We start from the raw sequence: 17,433 nt of genomic DNA, 5'->3' as shown, positions 1-17,433 counted from the left end.
GATGAAAAAACAGCTTGTAGCGATCCTGGTGGCGTTAAGTTTTTTGAGCGGCAACGTGTGGGCATTGACGCTGAATGAAGCCAGAACCCAGGGGCGGGTAGGTGAAACGCTCAACGGCTATCTTGTCGCGCTGAAAACGGATGCTGAAACGCAGGCGCTGGTGAATGAGATTAATAAAGCGCGCAACGCCAGTTATCAACAACTGGCTGAAAGCAATAATATTCCGCCAGATGAAGTGGCAAAAATGGCCGGGCAAAAACTGGTTGCTCGCGCCAAACCCGGCGAGTATGTACAGGGCATAAATGGCAAATGGTTAAGGAAAGAATAATTCATTTCTGAGCCGGAACTGACAATTATTGCATTCACTTGAATTATTCATCGACATCGCAATAGTTGCCACACGGCATGATATCGATGTTGATATAGTCCCCCTCCGGTAGCGTCCTGGAGTGAAATCATGTGGCTTTTCAAGTGGTATGTCTGGAATCGTTGGGTATTCAAGCTGTTAAGCCGGGATGTCGCGGAGCCGGAACAATTTTTACAGCATTGCTGGGAAGAAAATCTGGCGAAGTGCAGGGATTATGCAACCATTTGGCGTGATATTAATCGCATCCACGGGAAGCAGGCAAAGAAGTAAGTACCCTCCCACCGGATGGTGAGAGGGTCAATCATCAGGCAGCGACGACGCTGTCGATTGCTGCTTTCGCATCGGACTGTGCTTTAGATGCCACTTCCGGACCGTAAGCAATACCTTCCGCGAAGACGACGTTCACGTCGGTGATACCGATAAAGCCCAGGAACACATTCAGATACGGGGTGATCAGATCGGTCGGTGTATCTTTATGGATACCACCACGGCTGGTCAGCACGATAGCACGTTTTCCGGTTACCAGACCTTCCGGGCCTTTCTCGGTGTAACGGAAGGTTACGCCAGCACGGGCAATCAGGTCGAAGTAGTTTTTCAGCTGCGTTGGGATGTTGAAGTTATACATCGGCGCGGCGATAACAATCACATCATGCGCTTTCAGCTCAGCGATCAGCTCATCAGACAGCGCCAGTGCTTCTTGTTGACGTGGTGTCAGCGGGGCATCGCTCGGGCGCATCGCACCCACCAGTTCGCCATCCAGTACCGGAACAGGATTTGCAGCCAGGTCACGGACGGTGATTTCGTCAGCAGAGTGCTTTTCACGCCACTGTTCAACAAAATAATCAGACAACTGACCAGACTGAGAGTACCCTGCCAGAATACTGGATTTAAGAACTAATACCTTGCTCATGGGTGTTTCCTTTTATGTGTTTGAAGGGGATGTGCCCCGTTGCTTGTTGACACTTTATTCACAATCCTGCCGCAGTGATAGCGCAATATATCGAATCCTATGTTCGAAATTATTGAACAACACATGAAAAGCGCCAATGTGGTACTCTATACCCATCATCTACAAGAGATTTAACCCGGCAGAGCACTGCCCTCTAACGCTATGACAGAACAACAAAAATTAACCTTCAACATCCTGCAGCAACAGCTGGAATCGCTGATGCTGCGCGACAGACAGCGTTTTTCTCGTCGCCTGCATGGCGTGAAGAAGGTTAAAAATCCTGATGCACAACAGGCCATTTACCAGGAGATGGCAAAAGAGATTGACCAGGCAGCCGGTAAGGTTGTGCTGCGTGAAGCCGCTCGACCGACAATTACCTACCCGGAAAACCTGCCTGTCAGCCAGAAAAAACAGGATATTCTGGAAGCCATTCGCGACCATCAGGTGGTGATTGTTGCCGGGGAAACCGGTTCAGGTAAAACCACCCAGCTACCAAAAATTTGTATGGAGCTGGGGCGAGGGGTGAAGGGGCTGATCGGTCATACCCAGCCGCGTCGTCTGGCGGCGCGTACCGTCGCCAACCGTATTGCTGAAGAGCTACACACTGAGCCGGGTGGCTGTATCGGCTATAAAGTCCGCTTTAGCGATCATGTCAGCGATAACACCATGGTTAAGCTGATGACGGACGGTATTCTGCTGGCGGAAATCCAGCAGGATCGGATGCTGATGCAGTACGACACCATCATCATCGATGAAGCGCACGAACGCAGTCTGAATATCGACTTTCTGCTCGGCTATCTGAAAGAGCTTCTGCCGCGCCGTCCGGATCTAAAAATCATTATCACCTCGGCGACCATCGACCCGGAGCGTTTTTCAAAGCATTTCAATAATGCGCCGATTATCGAAGTCTCCGGTCGAACGTATCCAGTAGAAGTACGCTATCGCCCGATTGTCGAAGACGCGGATGACACCGAACGCGACCAGTTGCAGGCAATTTTCGATGCCGTTGATGAACTGGGACGCGAAAGCCAGGGTGACATTCTGATCTTCATGAGTGGTGAACGTGAAATTCGCGATACCGCTGATGCACTGAACAAACTGGATTTACGTCATACCGAAGTATTGCCGCTGTATGCCCGACTCTCCAACAGCGAGCAGAACTGCGTGTTCCAGTCGCACAGCGGTCGCCGTATCGTGCTGGCGACCAACGTGGCGGAAACGTCGCTGACCGTACCTGGCATCAAGTATGTGATTGACCCGGGAACGGCACGTATCAGCCGCTACAGCTACCGTACCAAAGTGCAGCGCTTGCCGATTGAACCGGTGTCGCAGGCTTCTGCGAACCAGCGTAAAGGTCGCTGTGGTCGTGTATCGGAAGGGATCTGTATTCGTCTCTATTCAGAAGATGATTTCCTGTCGCGCCCGGAGTTTACCGATCCGGAAATTCTACGTACCAATCTGGCGTCGGTTATTCTACAAATGACGGCGCTGGGTCTGGGGGATATTGCGGCATTCCCGTTTGTTGAAGCCCCGGATAAACGCAATATTCAGGATGGTGTACGCTTGCTCGAAGAGCTGGGGGCGATTACCACCGACGAGCAGCAAACCGCTTACAAACTGACGCCGTTGGGCCGTCAGTTGTCGCAATTGCCAGTGGACCCACGTCTGGCGCGTATGGTGCTGGAAGCGCAGAAACATGGCTGCGTCCGTGAGGCGATGATCATTACCTCGGCGCTGTCCATTCAGGACCCGCGTGAACGTCCTATGGATAAGCAACAGGCTTCCGACGAGAAACACCGCCGCTTTCACGACAAAGAGTCTGATTTCCTTGCATTTGTAAATTTGTGGAATTACCTCGGCGAGCAACAAAAGGCGCTGTCGTCGAACCAGTTCCGCCGTCAGTGTAAGGTTGATTTCCTTAACTATCTGCGCGTGCGCGAATGGCAGGATATCTACACGCAGCTGCGTCAGGTTGTGAAAGAGTTAGGTATTCCGGTCAATAGCGAACCTGCTGAGTATCGGGAAATCCACGTTGCGTTGCTGACCGGATTACTGTCGCATATCGGGATGAAAGATGCGGATAAACAGGAATTTACCGGTGCGCGTAATGCCCGTTTCTCGATCTTCCCAGGTTCCGGTTTATTCAAAAAACCGCCGAAGTGGACAATGGTTGCAGAGTTGGTGGAAACCAGCCGTTTGTGGGGGCGCATTGCCGCGCGAATCGATCCCGAGTGGGTGGAGCCGGTTGCCCAGCATCTGATGAAACGTTCGTACAGTGAACCGCATTGGGAGCGTGCCCAGGGGGCGGTGATGGCGACAGAAAAAGTCACTGTTTACGGCTTACCGATTGTTGCCGCCCGTAAGGTGAACTACAGCCAGATCGATCCTGCACTATCGCGTGAACTGTTTATTCGCCATGCATTGGTGGAAGGTGACTGGCAGACGCGGCATGCGTTTTTCCGTGACAACCTCAAGCTGCGTGCGGAAGTGGAAGAGCTGGAGCATAAATCACGTCGTCGCGATATTTTGGTCGATGATGAGACGCTGTTTGAGTTTTACGACCAGCGCATCAGCCATGATGTGGTTTCCGCCCGCCATTTTGATAGCTGGTGGAAGAAGGTCAGCCGTGAAACACCGGATCTGCTCAACTTTGAAAAGAGCATGCTTATCAAAGAGGGCGCGGAGAAAATCAGCAAGCTGGATTACCCGAACTTCTGGCATCAGGGCAATATCAAACTGCGGTTAAGCTACCAGTTTGAACCCGGCGCTGATGCGGATGGCGTGACCGTGCATATTCCGCTGCCGTTACTAAACCAGGTTGAAGAGAGCGGTTTTGAATGGCAAATCCCGGGGCTGCGTCGTGAACTGGTGATCGCGCTGATTAAATCACTGCCAAAACCGGTACGACGTAACTTTGTGCCGGCACCGAACTATGCGGAAGCATTTTTAGGTCGTGTGACGCCGCTGGAACTGCCGCTGCTGGATTCGCTGGAGCGTGAACTGCGCCGGATGACTGGCGTCACCGTTGGCCGTGAAGACTGGCACTGGGATCAGGTGCCCGATCATCTGAAAATAACGTTCCGGGTGGTCGACGATAAGAACAAAAAGCTGCAGGAAGGACGCTCACTGCAGGATCTGAAAGATGCGTTGAAGGGTAAAGTCCAGGAAACGCTGTCTGCGGTGGCCGATGATGGTATCGAACAGAGCGGTCTGCACATCTGGAGCTTTGGTCAACTGCCGGAAAGTTACGAGCAAAAACGCGGCAACTATAAAGTGAAAGCGTGGCCAGCGCTGGTGGATGAACGAGACAGCGTTGCCATCAAACTGTTTGATAATCCGCTGGAGCAACAGCAGGCGATGTGGTGCGGTTTACGCCGTCTGTTGCTGCTGAATATTCCATCACCAATCAAATATTTACACGAGAAGCTGCCCAACAAAGCGAAGCTGGGGCTGTATTTTAACCCGTATGGCAAAGTGCTGGATTTGATTGACGACTGTATTTCCTGCGGTGTGGATAGACTTATCGACGCTAACGGCGGCCCGGTGTGGACGGAAGAGGGCTTTGCGGCGTTGCACGAAAAAGTGCGGGCTGAGCTGAATGACACGGTGGTCGATATTGCGAAGCAGGTCGAACAGATCCTGACGGCAGTATTTAACATCAACAAACGTCTGAAAGGGCGTGTGGATATGACCATGGCGCTGGGGCTTTCGGATATCAAATCGCAAATGGGCGGGCTGGTGTACCGTGGATTTGTCACCGGCAACGGCTTCAAACGTCTGGGCGATACGTTGCGTTATTTGCAGGCTATTGAAAAACGTCTGGAGAAACTGGCGATTGATCCGCACCGCGATCGGGCGCAGATGTTGAAAGTGGATAACGTGCAGCAGGCCTGGCAGCAGTGGTTCAATAAACTGCCGCCTGCGCGGCGTGAAGATGATGATGTCAAAGAGATCCGCTGGATGATAGAAGAGCTGCGAGTCAGCTACTTTGCCCAGCAGCTTGGCACGCCGTATCCCATCTCGGATAAACGTATTCTGCAGGCGATGGAGCAGATTTCAGGCTAACGCGTGGTGGTGCCGTAGACCGGATAAGGAGCGGTGCCTGCTGGTGCGGCGCTTTTCAGGCCTACACCGGTCTACAGAACAAAGACCAGGAGTCACGAACATGAGACAGTTTCCAACACTTTCCGCGCCTACCCTTGCGGCGATAAATACCGTAGGACAATGGTTAGCGCAGAGCGATTTTGTGGACCACGCCGCTATTCAGGCAGACTGTGTGGTTCTGGCGGGGAATGCGGTGATCCCGACTATCGATGCGGCCTGCCAGATAGCAAAAGAGCACCAGATTCCCTTGCTGATTAGCGGGGGAATAGGCTATTCCACAACGTTTCTGTATAGCGCGATTGCTCAACATCCGCGCTATAACATCATCCGCACCAGCGGACGAGCAGAAGCGGCGATCCTGGCTGATATTGCGCACCAGTTCTGGCAAATTCCGGGTGAGACGATTTGGGTGGAAGACCAGTCAACAAACTGCGGTGAGAATGCACGCTTTAGCTGTGCCTTGCTGAACCAGGCGACAGAAAATATTCGCACGGTCATTGTGGTGCAGGACCCTACAATGCAACGCCGCACGATGGCGACATTCCAGCGTGTAACCCGTGATGATCTGCAGGCGCCGCGCTGGTTGAGTTTTCCCGGTTTTATCCCTGAGTTGACTCTACAGAACGGCGGTGTGGATTTCGCGCCGACTGCGGAGGGACTGTGGTCTGTGGATCGCTATCTTTCACTGATTACCGGCGAATTGCCGAGACTGCGCGATGATGCAAGCGGCTATGGCCCTCGCGGTCGTGATTTTATTGCCCATGTTGATATTCCGCAGAATGTTGAAGAAGCATGGCTGCATCTGCAAAACGATACGGCGCTGACTGACCTGCTGGCGAGCCGATCGCTGTAATCTCTGCCGCCCGTTTGTGCATGTTTTGTCGCAAACGGGCATAAATCCTGCCTGTTTTTTCCCTTCGCCATGACATTACCAGACGCTTTTATGAAGCGGCTCACAGAACGACAATTCCAGCAGTAATGCGCCATGCATGATTGGTATTAATTAACAATAGTTTTACTTGTTAAAAACAAATCAATCACAGGAGAAGCGCATGTCAGTACCCGTACAACATCCTATGTATATTGATGGGCAGTTTGTGACCTGGCACGACGATGCCTGGATTGATGTCGTCAATCCAGCGACTGAAGAGCTGATCTCGCGTATTCCCGATGGACGCGCTGAAGATGCACGTAAAGCGATTGATGCCGCGGAGCGGGCCCAGCCGGCATGGGAGGCGCTACCCGCGATTGAACGTGCAAGCTGGCTACGCAAAATTTCTGCGGGCATACGTCAACGCGCCAGTGAAATCAGTGCGCTGATTGTGGCAGAGGGCGGGAAGATCCAACAGCTGGCCGAGGTCGAAGTCTCGTTTACCGCCGATTACATCGATTATATGGCGGAGTGGGCACGGCGTTACGAAGGAGAGATCCTGCAAAGCGATCGTCCGGGTGAGAATATCCTGCTGTTTAAGCGTGCGTTAGGTGTAACAACCGGTATTCTGCCGTGGAACTTTCCGTTTTTCCTGATTGCCCGCAAACTGGCGCCAGCTTTGCTGACGGGTAATAGCATTGTGATTAAACCCAGCGAATTCACGCCGAATAATGCGATCGCCTTTGCCAAGATTGTTGATGATATTGGTCTGCCGCGCGGGGTATTTAACCTGGTGCTTGGACGTGGTGAAACGGTCGGTCAGGAACTTGCCGGGAACCCCAAAGTAGCGATGGTGAGCATGACCGGTAGCGTTGTGGCGGGCGAGAAAATCATGGCTGCAGCAGCGAAAAATATCACTAAGGTATGTCTGGAGTTGGGTGGTAAAGCGCCGGCAATCGTCATGGATGATGCCGATCTTGAGCTGGCCGTGAAGGCAATTGTTGACTCGCGGGTGATTAACACCGGTCAGGTGTGCAACTGTGCCGAACGCGTGTATGTCCAGAAAGGTATCTATGACCAGTTTGTGAATCGCCTGGGAGAGGCAATGAAAGCCGTCCAGTTTGGTAACCCGGCCGAGCGTAACGATATCGCGATGGGGCCGCTGATTAACGCCGCTGCGCTGGAACGTGTGGAACGGAAAGTGGCGCGTGCAGTGCAGGAGGGGGCCAGGGTGGTGCTAGGCGGTAAGGCCGTTGCCGGTAAAGGTTATTACTACCCGCCGACGTTGCTGTTAGACGTGCGCCAGGAGATGGCGATTATGCACGAGGAGACGTTTGGTCCGGTGCTGCCGGTGGTAGCGTTTGATACGCTGGAAGAGGCGCTGACGATGGCCAATGACAGCGACTATGGGCTGACTTCGTCGATCTATACGCAGAATCTGAATACGGCGATGAAGGCGATTAAAGGGCTGAAGTTTGGCGAAACCTATATTAATCGCGAAAATTTCGAGGCAATGCAGGGGTTCCATGCGGGATGGCGTAAGTCAGGGATTGGCGGCGCAGACGGTAAGCATGGCTTGCATGAATATCTGCAAACGCAGGTGGTTTATCTGCAGTCCTGATACTGATACGCCGAGTATAAGCCGGGTGATCCTGTGTGCCACCCGGCACAATCATCACACTTTTGTGGCTATCCAGTTCATCATCATTTCCGGCCACACGGCCAGCGGTAACCCTTGAGTATCCCGAATACCGAAGCCGTGTTTGCCGCGTTCAAACAGATGCATTTCAACAGGAATCCCCTGTGCGCGAAGCGCATTAAAAAATGCCAGACTGTTTTCGACTTTCACCGCCGGATCGTCAATGGCATGCAGCAGGAATGTTGGTGGCGTCGTGTTCTCAACCCGTTCTTCAAGTGAATAGCGGTGCAGATCCTGCTCTTCGGGGGTCGTACCAACTAATTCAAGGCGAGAGCCAGGATGAGCAATATTCTCACGCAGGCTAATCACCGGATAAACCAGCGCCATGAACGCGGGGCGGGCGGGTTGTTCGTCTACGCAATCGATGGGCGTATAAACTGATTCAGCAAAACGTGTTCCCAGGCTGGCTGCCACATGACCGCCGGAGGAAAAGCCCAGGACACCGATACGATCAGGATCGATTTTCCACTCATGAGCGTTAGCCCGAATGTAGCGCATCGCACGTTGGGCATCGGCCAACGGGGCGTTTGACGCTTCCTCGTGACTATCCCCCGGCATGCGATAGGTCATGACAAACAGGGTATAACCGCGGGCATTAAAAAAGGGCGCCAGCGCGCTGCCTTCTTTGTCCAGCACCACGCGTCGATAAGAGCCGCCGGGGGTGACAAGTATTCCCACACCATTCGGTTTTGCGGGGGCGTAGACGGTGATTTCTGGGGCACGAATACCGGTTACCGCACGATCGTAATGAGAGGTTCCCGTATGTCTGGGTTCGGGGGTAAATACCGCATCGCTGTTTTTTGCTCCGGGGGCTTCACCCATTGGCCAGACTGAGACGGTGGCGGCGTGGGCAACGGCTTGCGCTATCATAGTTTCTAACGTTTCACGACTCAGTGCTTCCATTACTGTGCTCCCTCTGTGGCAAAGGTTAGCTATAGCACACTTAATGAATTGAAAACGGGGAGAGACTCACAACGTATTGAATTAGCGGGAAATGAAACGAGGCGGAGGCGATCCTCCGCCATAACACTAAAGCGTGATAAATTTATCCAACGTACGGATAAGTTGGGTGACAAAACCGTACTCGTTATCGTACCAGGCCACGGTTTTTACCAGTTGCAGATCGCCCACTTCGGTGATTTCGGTTTGTGTCGCATCAAATACTGAACCGAAATGTGAGCCAATAACATCTGACGAGACAATTTCTTCGTCGGTATAGCCGAATGACGCATTGTTCAGCGTTGCCTTTTTCAGCGCGTTGTTAACTTCTTCCGCAGTGACTTTTTTACCCAGAATCGACACCAGTTCAGTGACAGAGCCTGTTTTTACCGGAACACGCTGGGCGTGGCCTTTTAATTTCCCGCTCAGGGCCGGGATCACCAGACCAATCGCCTTCGCCGCACCGGTGGTATGAGGAATGATATTTTCTGCTGCCGCGCGTGAAGCTCGCAGATCCTTACCACGTGGCCCATCAACCAGTGACTGTGTCCCGGTATAGGCATGGATGGTGGTCATGGTACCAAGCTGAATACCGAAATTATCGTGTAGCGCTTTTGCCATCGGTGCCAGGCAGTTAGTGGTGCACGATGCGACAGAAATAATCCGATCGTTTGCATCCATCGTGTTGTCATTCACGTTAAAGACGATCGTCTTCATCTCTCCCGCCGGGGCGGATATCAGCACTTTTTGGGCACCAGCATCCAGGTGGGCCTGCGATTTTTCTGTTGAGGTATAAAAACCGGTGCACTCGATAATAATTTCCGCACCTGTAGTTTTCCACGGAATATTTTTGGCCTCTTTTTCGGCGTAAACAGCAATTTTTTTACCATCGACAATCAGTGCGTCCTCGGTAAAGTCGACGCTCCAGGGGAATGGTCCGTAGTTTGAATCGTGTTTTAACAGATAGGCGAGAATTTTCGGTGAGGTAAGGTCATTGATAGCGACGACCTCCACACTGCTTTTGACTTCCAGTAGCCGACGCAATACCAGACGACCGATACGACCAAAACCGTTAATGCCAATTTTACTCATGGTTTTCTCCTGTCAGGATGAGACGGTACGACATATTTTCCCTACCAGGCATAGTCCAGTCAGGCATCCGCGGCAATAGCTGTTTTTGCGGTTAAACATAACTGACTGAAAATGAGTGAACAAAACTTAATGAATTTTTAACAAAAGCCCGTTATGTTGACGCATTATTGTTTTTATTCGAGAAGTGTTATGGGGAATAAGTATTCTGGCCTGCAAATTGGCATTCACTGGCTGGTCTTTTTGTTGGTCATTGTGGCCTACAGTGCCATGGAGTTTCGCGGATTTTTCCCGCGCAGCTATCGTCCCGGGTTCAACATGGTGCATGTTTCCTGTGGTATCACGATCTTAGCGTTGATGGTGGCGCGTCTGCTGGTCAGACTTAAGTATCCGGCACCGCCGATTGAGCCAAAACCGAAGCCGATGATGATTGGCATGGCGCATCTGGGGCACCTGGTTATCTATTTGCTGTTTATTGCGCTGCCGATTATTGGCCTGGTGATGATGTATAACCGGGGAAATCCGTGGGTTGCATTCGGCATTGTTATGCCACATGCAGTAGAAGCCAATTTTGAACTGGCCGATATGCTGAAATCATGGCACGAAACGCTGGCAAACCTGGGTTATTTTGTCATTGGCCTGCATGCCGCTGCGGCTCTGTTACATCACTATTTCTGGAAGGATAATACGCTCCTGCGCATGATGCCGCGTAAGCGTTCCTGATCAAACGCCCCGCGTAATGCGGGGTGTTTTATTCTCCGTGATTATTTTTCGCAAGAGATCTCTTTTTCAACGCGTTGCACCTGCGTGGCGCGTTTCTTCAGGCTGATGATGGCTAGCGCCAGAACAATCAGCACAATCCCGCTACCTTCGACAACGCCAGGTTCTTCGCCGAGCAACCACCAGGAAAAGAGTACTCCGCAAACCGGTACCGCCAGCGTGCTTAAGCTGGCGATACTGGCTGGCAGGTTACGCAGCACAAACAGCCATAAGCTCCAGGCCAGCGCTGTTGCCAGTACGGCGCTGTATCCTAATGCCCAGAACACGACAGGCTGCCAGTCAGGCGTTCGCTGTGGGACCAGCCAGGCGACCAGGCTCATCACCAGCGCGGCATACAGCATCTGCCACGAGGTGAGTGCTAACAGGTCGATATTGGGATGACGAGCGTACATACGTTTGGCAACAACTGCACTGGCTCCCCAACTGATGCCCGAGAGGATTGCCAGCAGCGCGCTCTTCATTGACGAAAAGTCCAGTTGCCACGGCTGTAATACCAGTACCAGGCCAAACGCCGCCACTGCAATAGCGACGTACTGCAAACGACGCATGCGTTCACCGAGAAAAAGGGCGGCCATAATGACCACCCAGAAGGGCATGGTATAACTCAGAATAGCGACTTTTCCCGCACCGCCGCTGACCAGCGCCCACTGTGATAATCCCACCATGCCGCACGTTTGTAACAAGGCTATCGCCAACGTATACCTGAACGGGGTCGGGCGCATTCCGCGTCCACGTAGCATCAGGACAATAAATAATAGCAATGCCCCAAAAGAACAACGTAGTGCGGTGAAATCGAATGAACCAATGTAGTGCGTGACCTGTTTCATAGCAATCCAGCTATAGCTCCAGATGAGCGTTAGCGCGATCAGGCCGCCAATGGCCAGCGGATTGCTTTTCCCTGCGGTAGTCATAGTGTGTCCGTTTTGATGATGTTATGGCGCTACTATACCCGGTTTCATGTCACGATACTTTTGTGCAGACACGAGTCGTTATAATTCAGGCGAATAGCCATAGCGCCACAAAAAGCTGCTTGAACAACTGCTCAGATAAAACTACTGTATATAAATACAGTTAATATTGGATGAGTCATTATGTTGTTTCTCAAGCCAGCGGATCTCCGCGAAATCAATACAGCTCCCTTGTTTAGTGACCTTGTTCAGTGCGGGTTTCCCAGCCCGGCTGCGGATTATGTCGAGCGGGGCATCGATTTGAATGAATTGCTAATTCAGCATCCCAGTGCCACGTACTTCGTGAAAGCCGCGGGGGATTCAATGATTGAGGGGGGGATCGATGATGGCGATTTGCTGGTTGTTGACAGTTCGCTGACGGCGGTACATGGCGATATTATTATCGCTGCCGTTGATGGTGAGTTCACGGTTAAGCGGCTGCAGCTTCGTCCAACGGTACAGCTCGTTCCAATGAACAGCGCTTATGCACCGATCGTTATCGGTCGTGAAGAATCACTGAATGTATTCGGTGTCGTTACCTATGCCGTGAAGGCTCTGCGCTGATGTTTGCGCTCTGCGATGTAAATTCGTTTTACGCCAGCTGTGAGACCGTTTTCCGGCCCGATCTCTGTGATAAACCGGTGGTGGTTCTCTCAAATAACGATGGCTGTGTTATTGCCTGCAGCGCGGAGGCCAAAAAACTGGGTATCCAAATGGGGGCGCCGTACTTCAAACAAAAAGAGTTGTTCCGACGTTACGGTGTGACGTGTTTTAGCTCAAATTACGAGCTGTATGCGGATATGAGCAGTAGAGTCATGTCCATCCTTGAGGAACTCTCTCCGCGCGTGGAAAGGTATAGTATTGATGAAGCGTTCTGTGACTTGACGGGGGTGAGGAACTGCAGAGATCTTACTGATTTTGGTTGCGAGATGAGGGACGCTATTTTGCAGAAAACGCATCTTAAGGTGGGCGTCGGTATTGCTCAGACCAAAACACTGGCTAAGCTGGCAAATTATGCGGCTAAAAAGTGGCAGGATCAGACGGGCAGCGTGGTCGATCTATCGAATAGCGAGCGCCAACGCAAGCTGATGGCAGCCGTTCCGGTAGATGAAGTCTGGGGCATTGGTCGCCGTATCGGTAAGAAACTGGATGCAATGGGCATTAAAACGGTTTGCGACCTGGCTGAAACCGATATTCGCTTTATCCGCAAACATTTCAGCGTGGTGCTGGAAAGAACCGTACGGGAATTGCGCGGCGAATCGTGCCTGGCGCTGGATGAGTTTGCGCCGGTTAAGCAGGAAATCATCTGCTCAAGGTCGTTTGGTGTACGGCTCACGGATTATAATGCCATGCGGGAGGCTATTTGCACCTATGCTTCACGTGCGGCGGAGAAGTTGCGCGGAGAGCACCAGTTCTGTCGCTTCATTTCTGCGTTTATTAAAACCAGTCCATTTGCCCATAACGAACCTTACTATGGTAACAACGCGTCGGTAAAACTACTGACGCCAACCCAGGACAGCCGGGATATTATTGGTGCGGCGACGCGTTGCCTTGATGCCATCTGGCGAGAGGGGCGGCATTATCAAAAAGCAGGCGTGATGTTAGGGGATTTTTTCAGCTCCGGTGTGGCGCAGCTCAATCTTTTTGATGAAAACGTCCCGCGGCATAATAGCGACAAACTTATGACGGTTCTGGATACGCTTAATGCTAAAAATGGTAAAGGGACGCTCTGGTTTGCCGGACAAGGGATACAGCAACCATGGGCAATGAAGCGAGACATGCTCTCACCTCGCTATACGACGAGATACAGTGATTTACTGCGGGTGGGGGATCTCCAACGGTGTAATGCCACATCTACGATTGCGTGTCTCTGACATTTCGGGAGCATGAAAAAGCAAGATACAGATCCCGCCTTTTTCATGCTATGGCCCGTTATTTACCTGATAATTCCTGCAAATACTGTGGTGGTTGATATCAAAAGTGGCCGCTATAAGTACGCGTTCAGACCACGGCCTATTCCTTACCAGCCATAAGACATGCCGCCGCCAACCACAAAGTTATGCTGTGTATCGTTGGAAACGGACGCTTTAACGACAACGTGCTCTGATGCCCGGGCTGAGAAACCGACAGCCAAAGCTGTTTCGCCATCCGTCGTACCGACACCCGCGCCGACGTTGACGCTCTGAGACTCAATAACCTGGGGGATATTCGCCATTGCTGCGACACCAGCGATGCCAGCGGACGCGCGTTTACGGTTTTGATCCACTTCATTTTTCAGCTTACCGAAGTTAGCGTTGGTGTTCTGCTCCAGTGTTTCGATGCGTTGCTCATGATTGGCCAGTTCGTCGGTGTGTTTCGCAACCGTCGCGTTGGTCGCTGCACGTTCAGCGGCGGCATCAGCCAGATACTTATCGACGGATGCCGAGCGTTGAGCGAACGACGAAGCTGCAACTTTTTGGGACAGGCCCGCTGTCAGCGTCTGGTAATGCGTTGCTTCTGTCTTCACTTCATCTGTGATGGCCTGTTTGTTAGTGGCAACCTGGGCTGCGTCAGCTTTGGTGCCGATTGCCGTTCTGAGCTGGTTATCAGCATCTGTACGATCGGTGATTTCTTTCTGTAATTCACCATCCTGACGCTGCTGATCGGTGCTGAACGTGCTGCTATCAACCTTGTTTTTGAGGGCATTAGTGTTGTTGTCAGCGGTTTTCTGTGCATTCCCCGCGTCCCGCATGGCTTGTGTGATATCGTTATTCTGTTGTTGGTCAAGTGCTGCCTGGGTGTTTTTATCCGCAGTATAGGTTGGCTTATCGACAAAATTACCTTGTGACTGCTGGAGTTGCGTGATGGCCTGTTGGTTGGCAATTGCTAAGGTAGCTATATTGTTTGCCTGAGTGACATCGGCTTTATTTGCTGAAAGACCCGCAATCGCCCCGTGGAGGTTTTCTAAATCGTACGTTGCGCCATCAATACCCGTGATAGTAATGGTGCCGACAGGATTAGGCGTTTTGGTAAAGGTAGTGACACCATTTGTTGTCGTGCCGATAGCCGCTTCTGCAATTCCAGACAATAGCAAAGAAGAGAGAGTAATAGCAGTAATTAAGTTGGTTTTCATACATGTCATCATTAATATATAAGTGTTTAAGATTGCGTTGAGCGCTGTTTGAACTTCAACGTAAATAAAATTAGATAGAATACTATCTGGCGTTTTTTGATGTTCTCTTGTCCTGTGCGTGAAGCGGCATTTTCAACAGAGACCATATACAATGTTTTTATTATTAAAGCTGATGTGCTGAATTAGAGTCTGTGTAGTGAAAACGGTTTTTTATCTCGACCTTACCGTTTACTTTTCTTTTGTATCAGTTAGTTATGCTTCCTGTGACGTGATGTGGGTAAGGGCGATGGGTACCTTGAAACCCGGCAGTCCATTGATAGTGATTAGATGGTTAAATGTTTTGCTGGTTATTATTGTCATGCGTTGCTTATTCGTTAGTATTTCATTGAACGAAAATTACCACTACGCCAGATAGAATCAATATTGAAAAATGTCCAAAATTCTACTTGTTTAGAAAATTAAGAATAGTCCTAGATTTGGTGATTGGTTAATTAAGTTATTGGTGCATTGGTCCCCAACCCATCGTAAATACAGGCGTGCCCGTACGGATTTTGCCCTGGTAAAGCATCAATCACCGCAACGGCTCGAGCACATAGACTTGGCTTTTTTTTGTACGTGACTTCGCGCATACGAGACCGCTTCGTGTTTATTCCATGACATAAGCTTCCCTCAATAATAGAACGAATGGCAAGAGAATATTACGTCAGCAATTAATTGAAAAAATTGTATTTTATAGTCAGACTTAATTAACCAACATAATTTTTGTTAATATTGATTTAGAATAAATAATTAACATGTATGGCAATATATTTAAATATTCATTTCCGTAAACCCCATCGCTAACCGCATTCACGTCGTACTTGTTGTTAAGTCCGGTCTATGGGATTAGCAGATCACACGTAAAACGGTGCAGGCGTGGTCGCTGGAGGCTTTCGCGCTGCAATGTGCTGTTGATGGCGGAGTGGCAAGCGATGAGCAACTTAATCTAAACGACTGATATTCAATAAATCTTATATTTTACAATTATATAAAAACTCTGATAGTATACCCCCCTATAGTATTAGGAGGGCGTATGCCGCATTCACCTGAAGATAAAAAACGCATTCTCACCCGTGTGCGGCGTATTCGCGGCCAGGTCGATGCGCTTGAGCGTGCGCTGGAGTCCGGCGAGCCGTGTCTGGCGATCCTGCAACAAATTGCCGCCGTGCGCGGCGCATCCAATGGCCTGATGGGCGAAATGGTTGAGATCCACCTGAAAGATGAACTGGTCAGCGGGGATACAACCCCAGACCAGCGTGCTGTGCGCATGGCTGAAATCGGCCATCTTCTGCGCGCTTATCTAAAATAACACCATCACCTCGCAATAATGGGAAGAGACAAATGAAATCACGTGCAGCAGTTGCATTCGGCCCCGGCCAGCCGTTAAAAATTGTCGAAATCGACGTCGCACCACCAAAGAAAGGTGAAGTGCTGGTTAAAATTACCCACACAGGCGTGTGCCATACTGACGCTTTTACGCTCTCTGGCGACGATCCGGAAGGTGTGTTTCCGGCAGTACTCGGCCATGAAGGCGGCGGTATCGTGGTTGAAGTGGGTGAGGGTGTCACCACTCTGAAAGCGGGCGACCATGTGATCCCGCTGTACACGGCAGAATGTGGTGAGTGTAAGTTCTGTAAGTCTGGCAAAACTAACTTGTGTCAGGCCGTACGTGCTACCCAGGGTAAAGGCCTGATGCCGGATGGCACTACGCGTTTTTCTTATAACGGCGAACCCATCTATCACTATATGGGGACCAGTACCTTCAGTGAATACACCGTTTGCGCAGAGATCTCTCTGGCGAAGGTTAACCCGCAAGCGCCGCTGGATAAAGTGTGTCTGCTGGGCTGTGGCGTAACCACCGGGATCGGGGCAGTACATAACACGGCGAAAGTGAAAGAAGGCGATACCATGGCCGTATTTGGTCTTGGCGGCATTGGTCTGGCGGTGATTCAGGGCGCGGCACAGGCGAAAGCCGGACGTATTTTGGCGGTTGATACTAACCCGGAAAAATTCAAGCTGGCGGGTGAAATGGGCGCGACCGACTTCATCAACCCAACCGATTATGATAAACCGATTCAGGATGTGATTGTCGAGCTTACCGACGGCGGTGTGGACTTCAGCTTTGAATGTATTGGTAACGTAAATGTCATGCGTGCGGCGCTGGAATGCTGCCATAAAGGATGGGGTGAAAGCATCATCATCGGCGTGGCGGGAGCAGGGCAAGAGATCAAAACGCGTCCGTTCCAGTTGGTGACCGGGCGTGTGTGGCGCGGGTCGGCGTTTGGCGGCGTGAAAGGGCGTACACAGCTGCCTGGAATGGTTGAAGATGCGATGAGCGGGAAAATCCAGTTGGACCCGTTTATTACCCATCGCTTACCGCTGGAGCAGATCAACGAAGCGTTTGATTTAATGCATCAGGGTAAGTCCATTCGTACCGTTATCCACTTTGGCGATAACTGATTCATTGGCCAGCGGAATTCACCGCTGGCACTTTCCTGAATTTCTTTGAATGATGTTGTGAAAGTGTGACGAATCTT

The 17,433-nt window shown here is 51.1% G+C and carries 15 protein-coding genes; 10 read left to right on the top strand and 5 right to left on the bottom strand.

Features of this window, described 5'->3' with window-relative positions:
- Position 1: 1 nt before the first annotated feature.
- Both RYZ59_RS13000 and RYZ59_RS12995 read left to right on the top strand, forming a co-directional pair.
- Positions 2-328, top strand: coding sequence for a YdbL family protein (locus tag RYZ59_RS13000; RefSeq protein ID WP_137381773.1), 327 nt, complete (start codon positions 2-4; stop codon positions 326-328).
- Between the two features lie 129 nt (positions 329-457).
- A complete protein-coding gene (locus RYZ59_RS12995) occupies positions 458-637 on the top strand; it encodes a hypothetical protein (protein ID WP_048211566.1) in 180 nt (59 codons plus the stop codon).
- Between the two features lie 34 nt (positions 638-671).
- Here RYZ59_RS12995 and azoR read toward each other — a convergent pair whose 3' ends face one another.
- Positions 672-1,277, bottom strand: a complete 606-nt coding sequence (azoR, locus tag RYZ59_RS12990) for an FMN-dependent NADH-azoreductase (protein WP_202038565.1) — start codon at positions 1,275-1,277, stop codon at positions 672-674.
- A gap of 201 nt (positions 1,278-1,478) precedes the next feature.
- On the opposite strand from azoR, the gene hrpA reads away from it, so the two are divergent.
- From hrpA to aldA, 3 genes are all read left to right on the top strand, one after another.
- Positions 1,479-5,381 carry an ATP-dependent RNA helicase HrpA gene (hrpA, locus tag RYZ59_RS12985; protein ID WP_318048328.1) on the top strand — a complete coding sequence of 1,301 codons (3,903 nt, stop codon included), beginning with the start codon at positions 1,479-1,481 and terminating at the stop codon, positions 5,379-5,381.
- Between the two features lie 100 nt (positions 5,382-5,481).
- Positions 5,482-6,273: a YdcF family protein gene (locus RYZ59_RS12980; RefSeq protein ID WP_318048325.1), complete on the top strand. Its 792-nt coding sequence runs from the start codon at positions 5,482-5,484 to the stop codon at positions 6,271-6,273.
- Positions 6,274-6,472: 199 nt separating this feature from the next.
- On the top strand, positions 6,473-7,912 hold the full coding sequence (aldA, locus tag RYZ59_RS12975; protein WP_318048323.1) for an aldehyde dehydrogenase: 1,440 nt from the start codon (positions 6,473-6,475) through the stop codon (positions 7,910-7,912).
- 54 nt (positions 7,913-7,966) lie between these two features.
- Here aldA and RYZ59_RS12970 read toward each other — a convergent pair whose 3' ends face one another.
- Both RYZ59_RS12970 and gap read right to left on the bottom strand, forming a co-directional pair.
- A complete protein-coding gene (locus tag RYZ59_RS12970; RefSeq protein ID WP_318048320.1) occupies positions 7,967-8,893 on the bottom strand; it encodes an alpha/beta hydrolase in 927 nt (308 codons plus the stop codon).
- A gap of 126 nt (positions 8,894-9,019) precedes the next feature.
- Positions 9,020-10,021: a type I glyceraldehyde-3-phosphate dehydrogenase gene (gap, locus tag RYZ59_RS12965; RefSeq protein WP_318048318.1), complete on the bottom strand. Its 1,002-nt coding sequence runs from the start codon at positions 10,019-10,021 to the stop codon at positions 9,020-9,022.
- 189 nt (positions 10,022-10,210) lie between these two features.
- Between gap and cybB the strand changes: the two genes are divergently transcribed.
- The gene (gene cybB / locus RYZ59_RS12960; RefSeq protein ID WP_318048316.1) at positions 10,211-10,741 is read left to right on the top strand and encodes a cytochrome b561; all 531 of its coding nucleotides are present in this window, start codon (positions 10,211-10,213) and stop codon (positions 10,739-10,741) included.
- 41 nt (positions 10,742-10,782) lie between these two features.
- Here the strand turns inward: cybB and RYZ59_RS12955 are convergent, their stop codons facing one another.
- Entirely contained in the window at positions 10,783-11,709 is a 927-nt protein-coding gene (locus RYZ59_RS12955) for a DMT family transporter (RefSeq protein WP_202038571.1), read from the bottom strand.
- A gap of 180 nt (positions 11,710-11,889) precedes the next feature.
- Between RYZ59_RS12955 and RYZ59_RS12950 the strand changes: the two genes are divergently transcribed.
- Together RYZ59_RS12950 and RYZ59_RS12945 are read left to right on the top strand one after the other, a co-directional pair.
- Entirely contained in the window at positions 11,890-12,309 is a 420-nt protein-coding gene (locus RYZ59_RS12950; protein ID WP_318048313.1) for a translesion error-prone DNA polymerase V autoproteolytic subunit, read from the top strand.
- Complete coding sequence (locus tag RYZ59_RS12945; RefSeq protein ID WP_318048310.1) at positions 12,309-13,619, top strand: Y-family DNA polymerase; 1,311 nt, start codon at positions 12,309-12,311, stop codon at positions 13,617-13,619. The genes RYZ59_RS12950 and RYZ59_RS12945 overlap by 1 nt, the downstream gene beginning before the upstream one ends.
- 146 nt (positions 13,620-13,765) lie before the next feature.
- Here RYZ59_RS12945 and RYZ59_RS12940 read toward each other — a convergent pair whose 3' ends face one another.
- Complete coding sequence (locus RYZ59_RS12940) at positions 13,766-14,857, bottom strand: YadA C-terminal domain-containing protein (RefSeq protein ID WP_202038573.1); 1,092 nt, start codon at positions 14,855-14,857, stop codon at positions 13,766-13,768.
- 1,072 nt (positions 14,858-15,929) lie between these two features.
- Here RYZ59_RS12940 and RYZ59_RS12935 point away from each other — a divergent pair.
- Both RYZ59_RS12935 and RYZ59_RS12930 read left to right on the top strand, forming a co-directional pair.
- Positions 15,930-16,205 carry a metal/formaldehyde-sensitive transcriptional repressor gene (locus RYZ59_RS12935; protein WP_012132328.1) on the top strand — a complete coding sequence of 92 codons (276 nt, stop codon included), beginning with the start codon at positions 15,930-15,932 and terminating at the stop codon, positions 16,203-16,205.
- 32 nt (positions 16,206-16,237) lie between these two features.
- Positions 16,238-17,356 (top strand): S-(hydroxymethyl)glutathione dehydrogenase/class III alcohol dehydrogenase, encoded by a 1,119-nt coding sequence (locus tag RYZ59_RS12930; RefSeq protein ID WP_318048305.1) that lies wholly within the window; start codon positions 16,238-16,240, stop codon positions 17,354-17,356.
- The last annotated feature ends 77 nt before the right edge of the window (positions 17,357-17,433 follow it).

Source organism: Citrobacter sp. HN-141 (assembly GCF_033341895.1).
Classification (GTDB): Bacteria; Pseudomonadota; Gammaproteobacteria; order Enterobacterales; family Enterobacteriaceae; genus Citrobacter.
The sequence above is the reverse complement of the archived record's forward strand: the minus strand, read 5'-3'. Positions and strand labels throughout refer to the sequence as shown.

What these genes read in the sequence shown, in the direction of transcription:
- RYZ59_RS13000 (WP_137381773.1), top strand. Translation starts at nt 2, where the DNA reads ATGAAAAAACAGCTTGTAGCGATCCTGGTGGCGTTAAGTTTTTTGAGC.
- RYZ59_RS12995 (WP_048211566.1), top strand. Translation starts at nt 458, where the DNA reads ATGTGGCTTTTCAAGTGGTATGTCTGGAATCGTTGGGTATTCAAGCTG.
- azoR (WP_202038565.1), bottom strand. Translation starts at nt 1,277, where the DNA reads ATGAGCAAGGTATTAGTTCTTAAATCCAGTATTCTGGCAGGGTACTCT.
- hrpA (WP_318048328.1), top strand. Translation starts at nt 1,479, where the DNA reads ATGACAGAACAACAAAAATTAACCTTCAACATCCTGCAGCAACAGCTG.
- RYZ59_RS12980 (WP_318048325.1), top strand. Translation starts at nt 5,482, where the DNA reads ATGAGACAGTTTCCAACACTTTCCGCGCCTACCCTTGCGGCGATAAAT.
- aldA (WP_318048323.1), top strand. Translation starts at nt 6,473, where the DNA reads ATGTCAGTACCCGTACAACATCCTATGTATATTGATGGGCAGTTTGTG.
- RYZ59_RS12970 (WP_318048320.1), bottom strand. Translation starts at nt 8,893, where the DNA reads ATGGAAGCACTGAGTCGTGAAACGTTAGAAACTATGATAGCGCAAGCC.
- gap (WP_318048318.1), bottom strand. Translation starts at nt 10,021, where the DNA reads ATGAGTAAAATTGGCATTAACGGTTTTGGTCGTATCGGTCGTCTGGTA.
- cybB (WP_318048316.1), top strand. Translation starts at nt 10,211, where the DNA reads ATGGGGAATAAGTATTCTGGCCTGCAAATTGGCATTCACTGGCTGGTC.
- RYZ59_RS12955 (WP_202038571.1), bottom strand. Translation starts at nt 11,709, where the DNA reads ATGACTACCGCAGGGAAAAGCAATCCGCTGGCCATTGGCGGCCTGATC.
- RYZ59_RS12950 (WP_318048313.1), top strand. Translation starts at nt 11,890, where the DNA reads ATGTTGTTTCTCAAGCCAGCGGATCTCCGCGAAATCAATACAGCTCCC.
- RYZ59_RS12945 (WP_318048310.1), top strand. Translation starts at nt 12,309, where the DNA reads ATGTTTGCGCTCTGCGATGTAAATTCGTTTTACGCCAGCTGTGAGACC.
- RYZ59_RS12940 (WP_202038573.1), bottom strand. Translation starts at nt 14,857, where the DNA reads ATGAAAACCAACTTAATTACTGCTATTACTCTCTCTTCTTTGCTATTG.
- RYZ59_RS12935 (WP_012132328.1), top strand. Translation starts at nt 15,930, where the DNA reads ATGCCGCATTCACCTGAAGATAAAAAACGCATTCTCACCCGTGTGCGG.
- RYZ59_RS12930 (WP_318048305.1), top strand. Translation starts at nt 16,238, where the DNA reads ATGAAATCACGTGCAGCAGTTGCATTCGGCCCCGGCCAGCCGTTAAAA.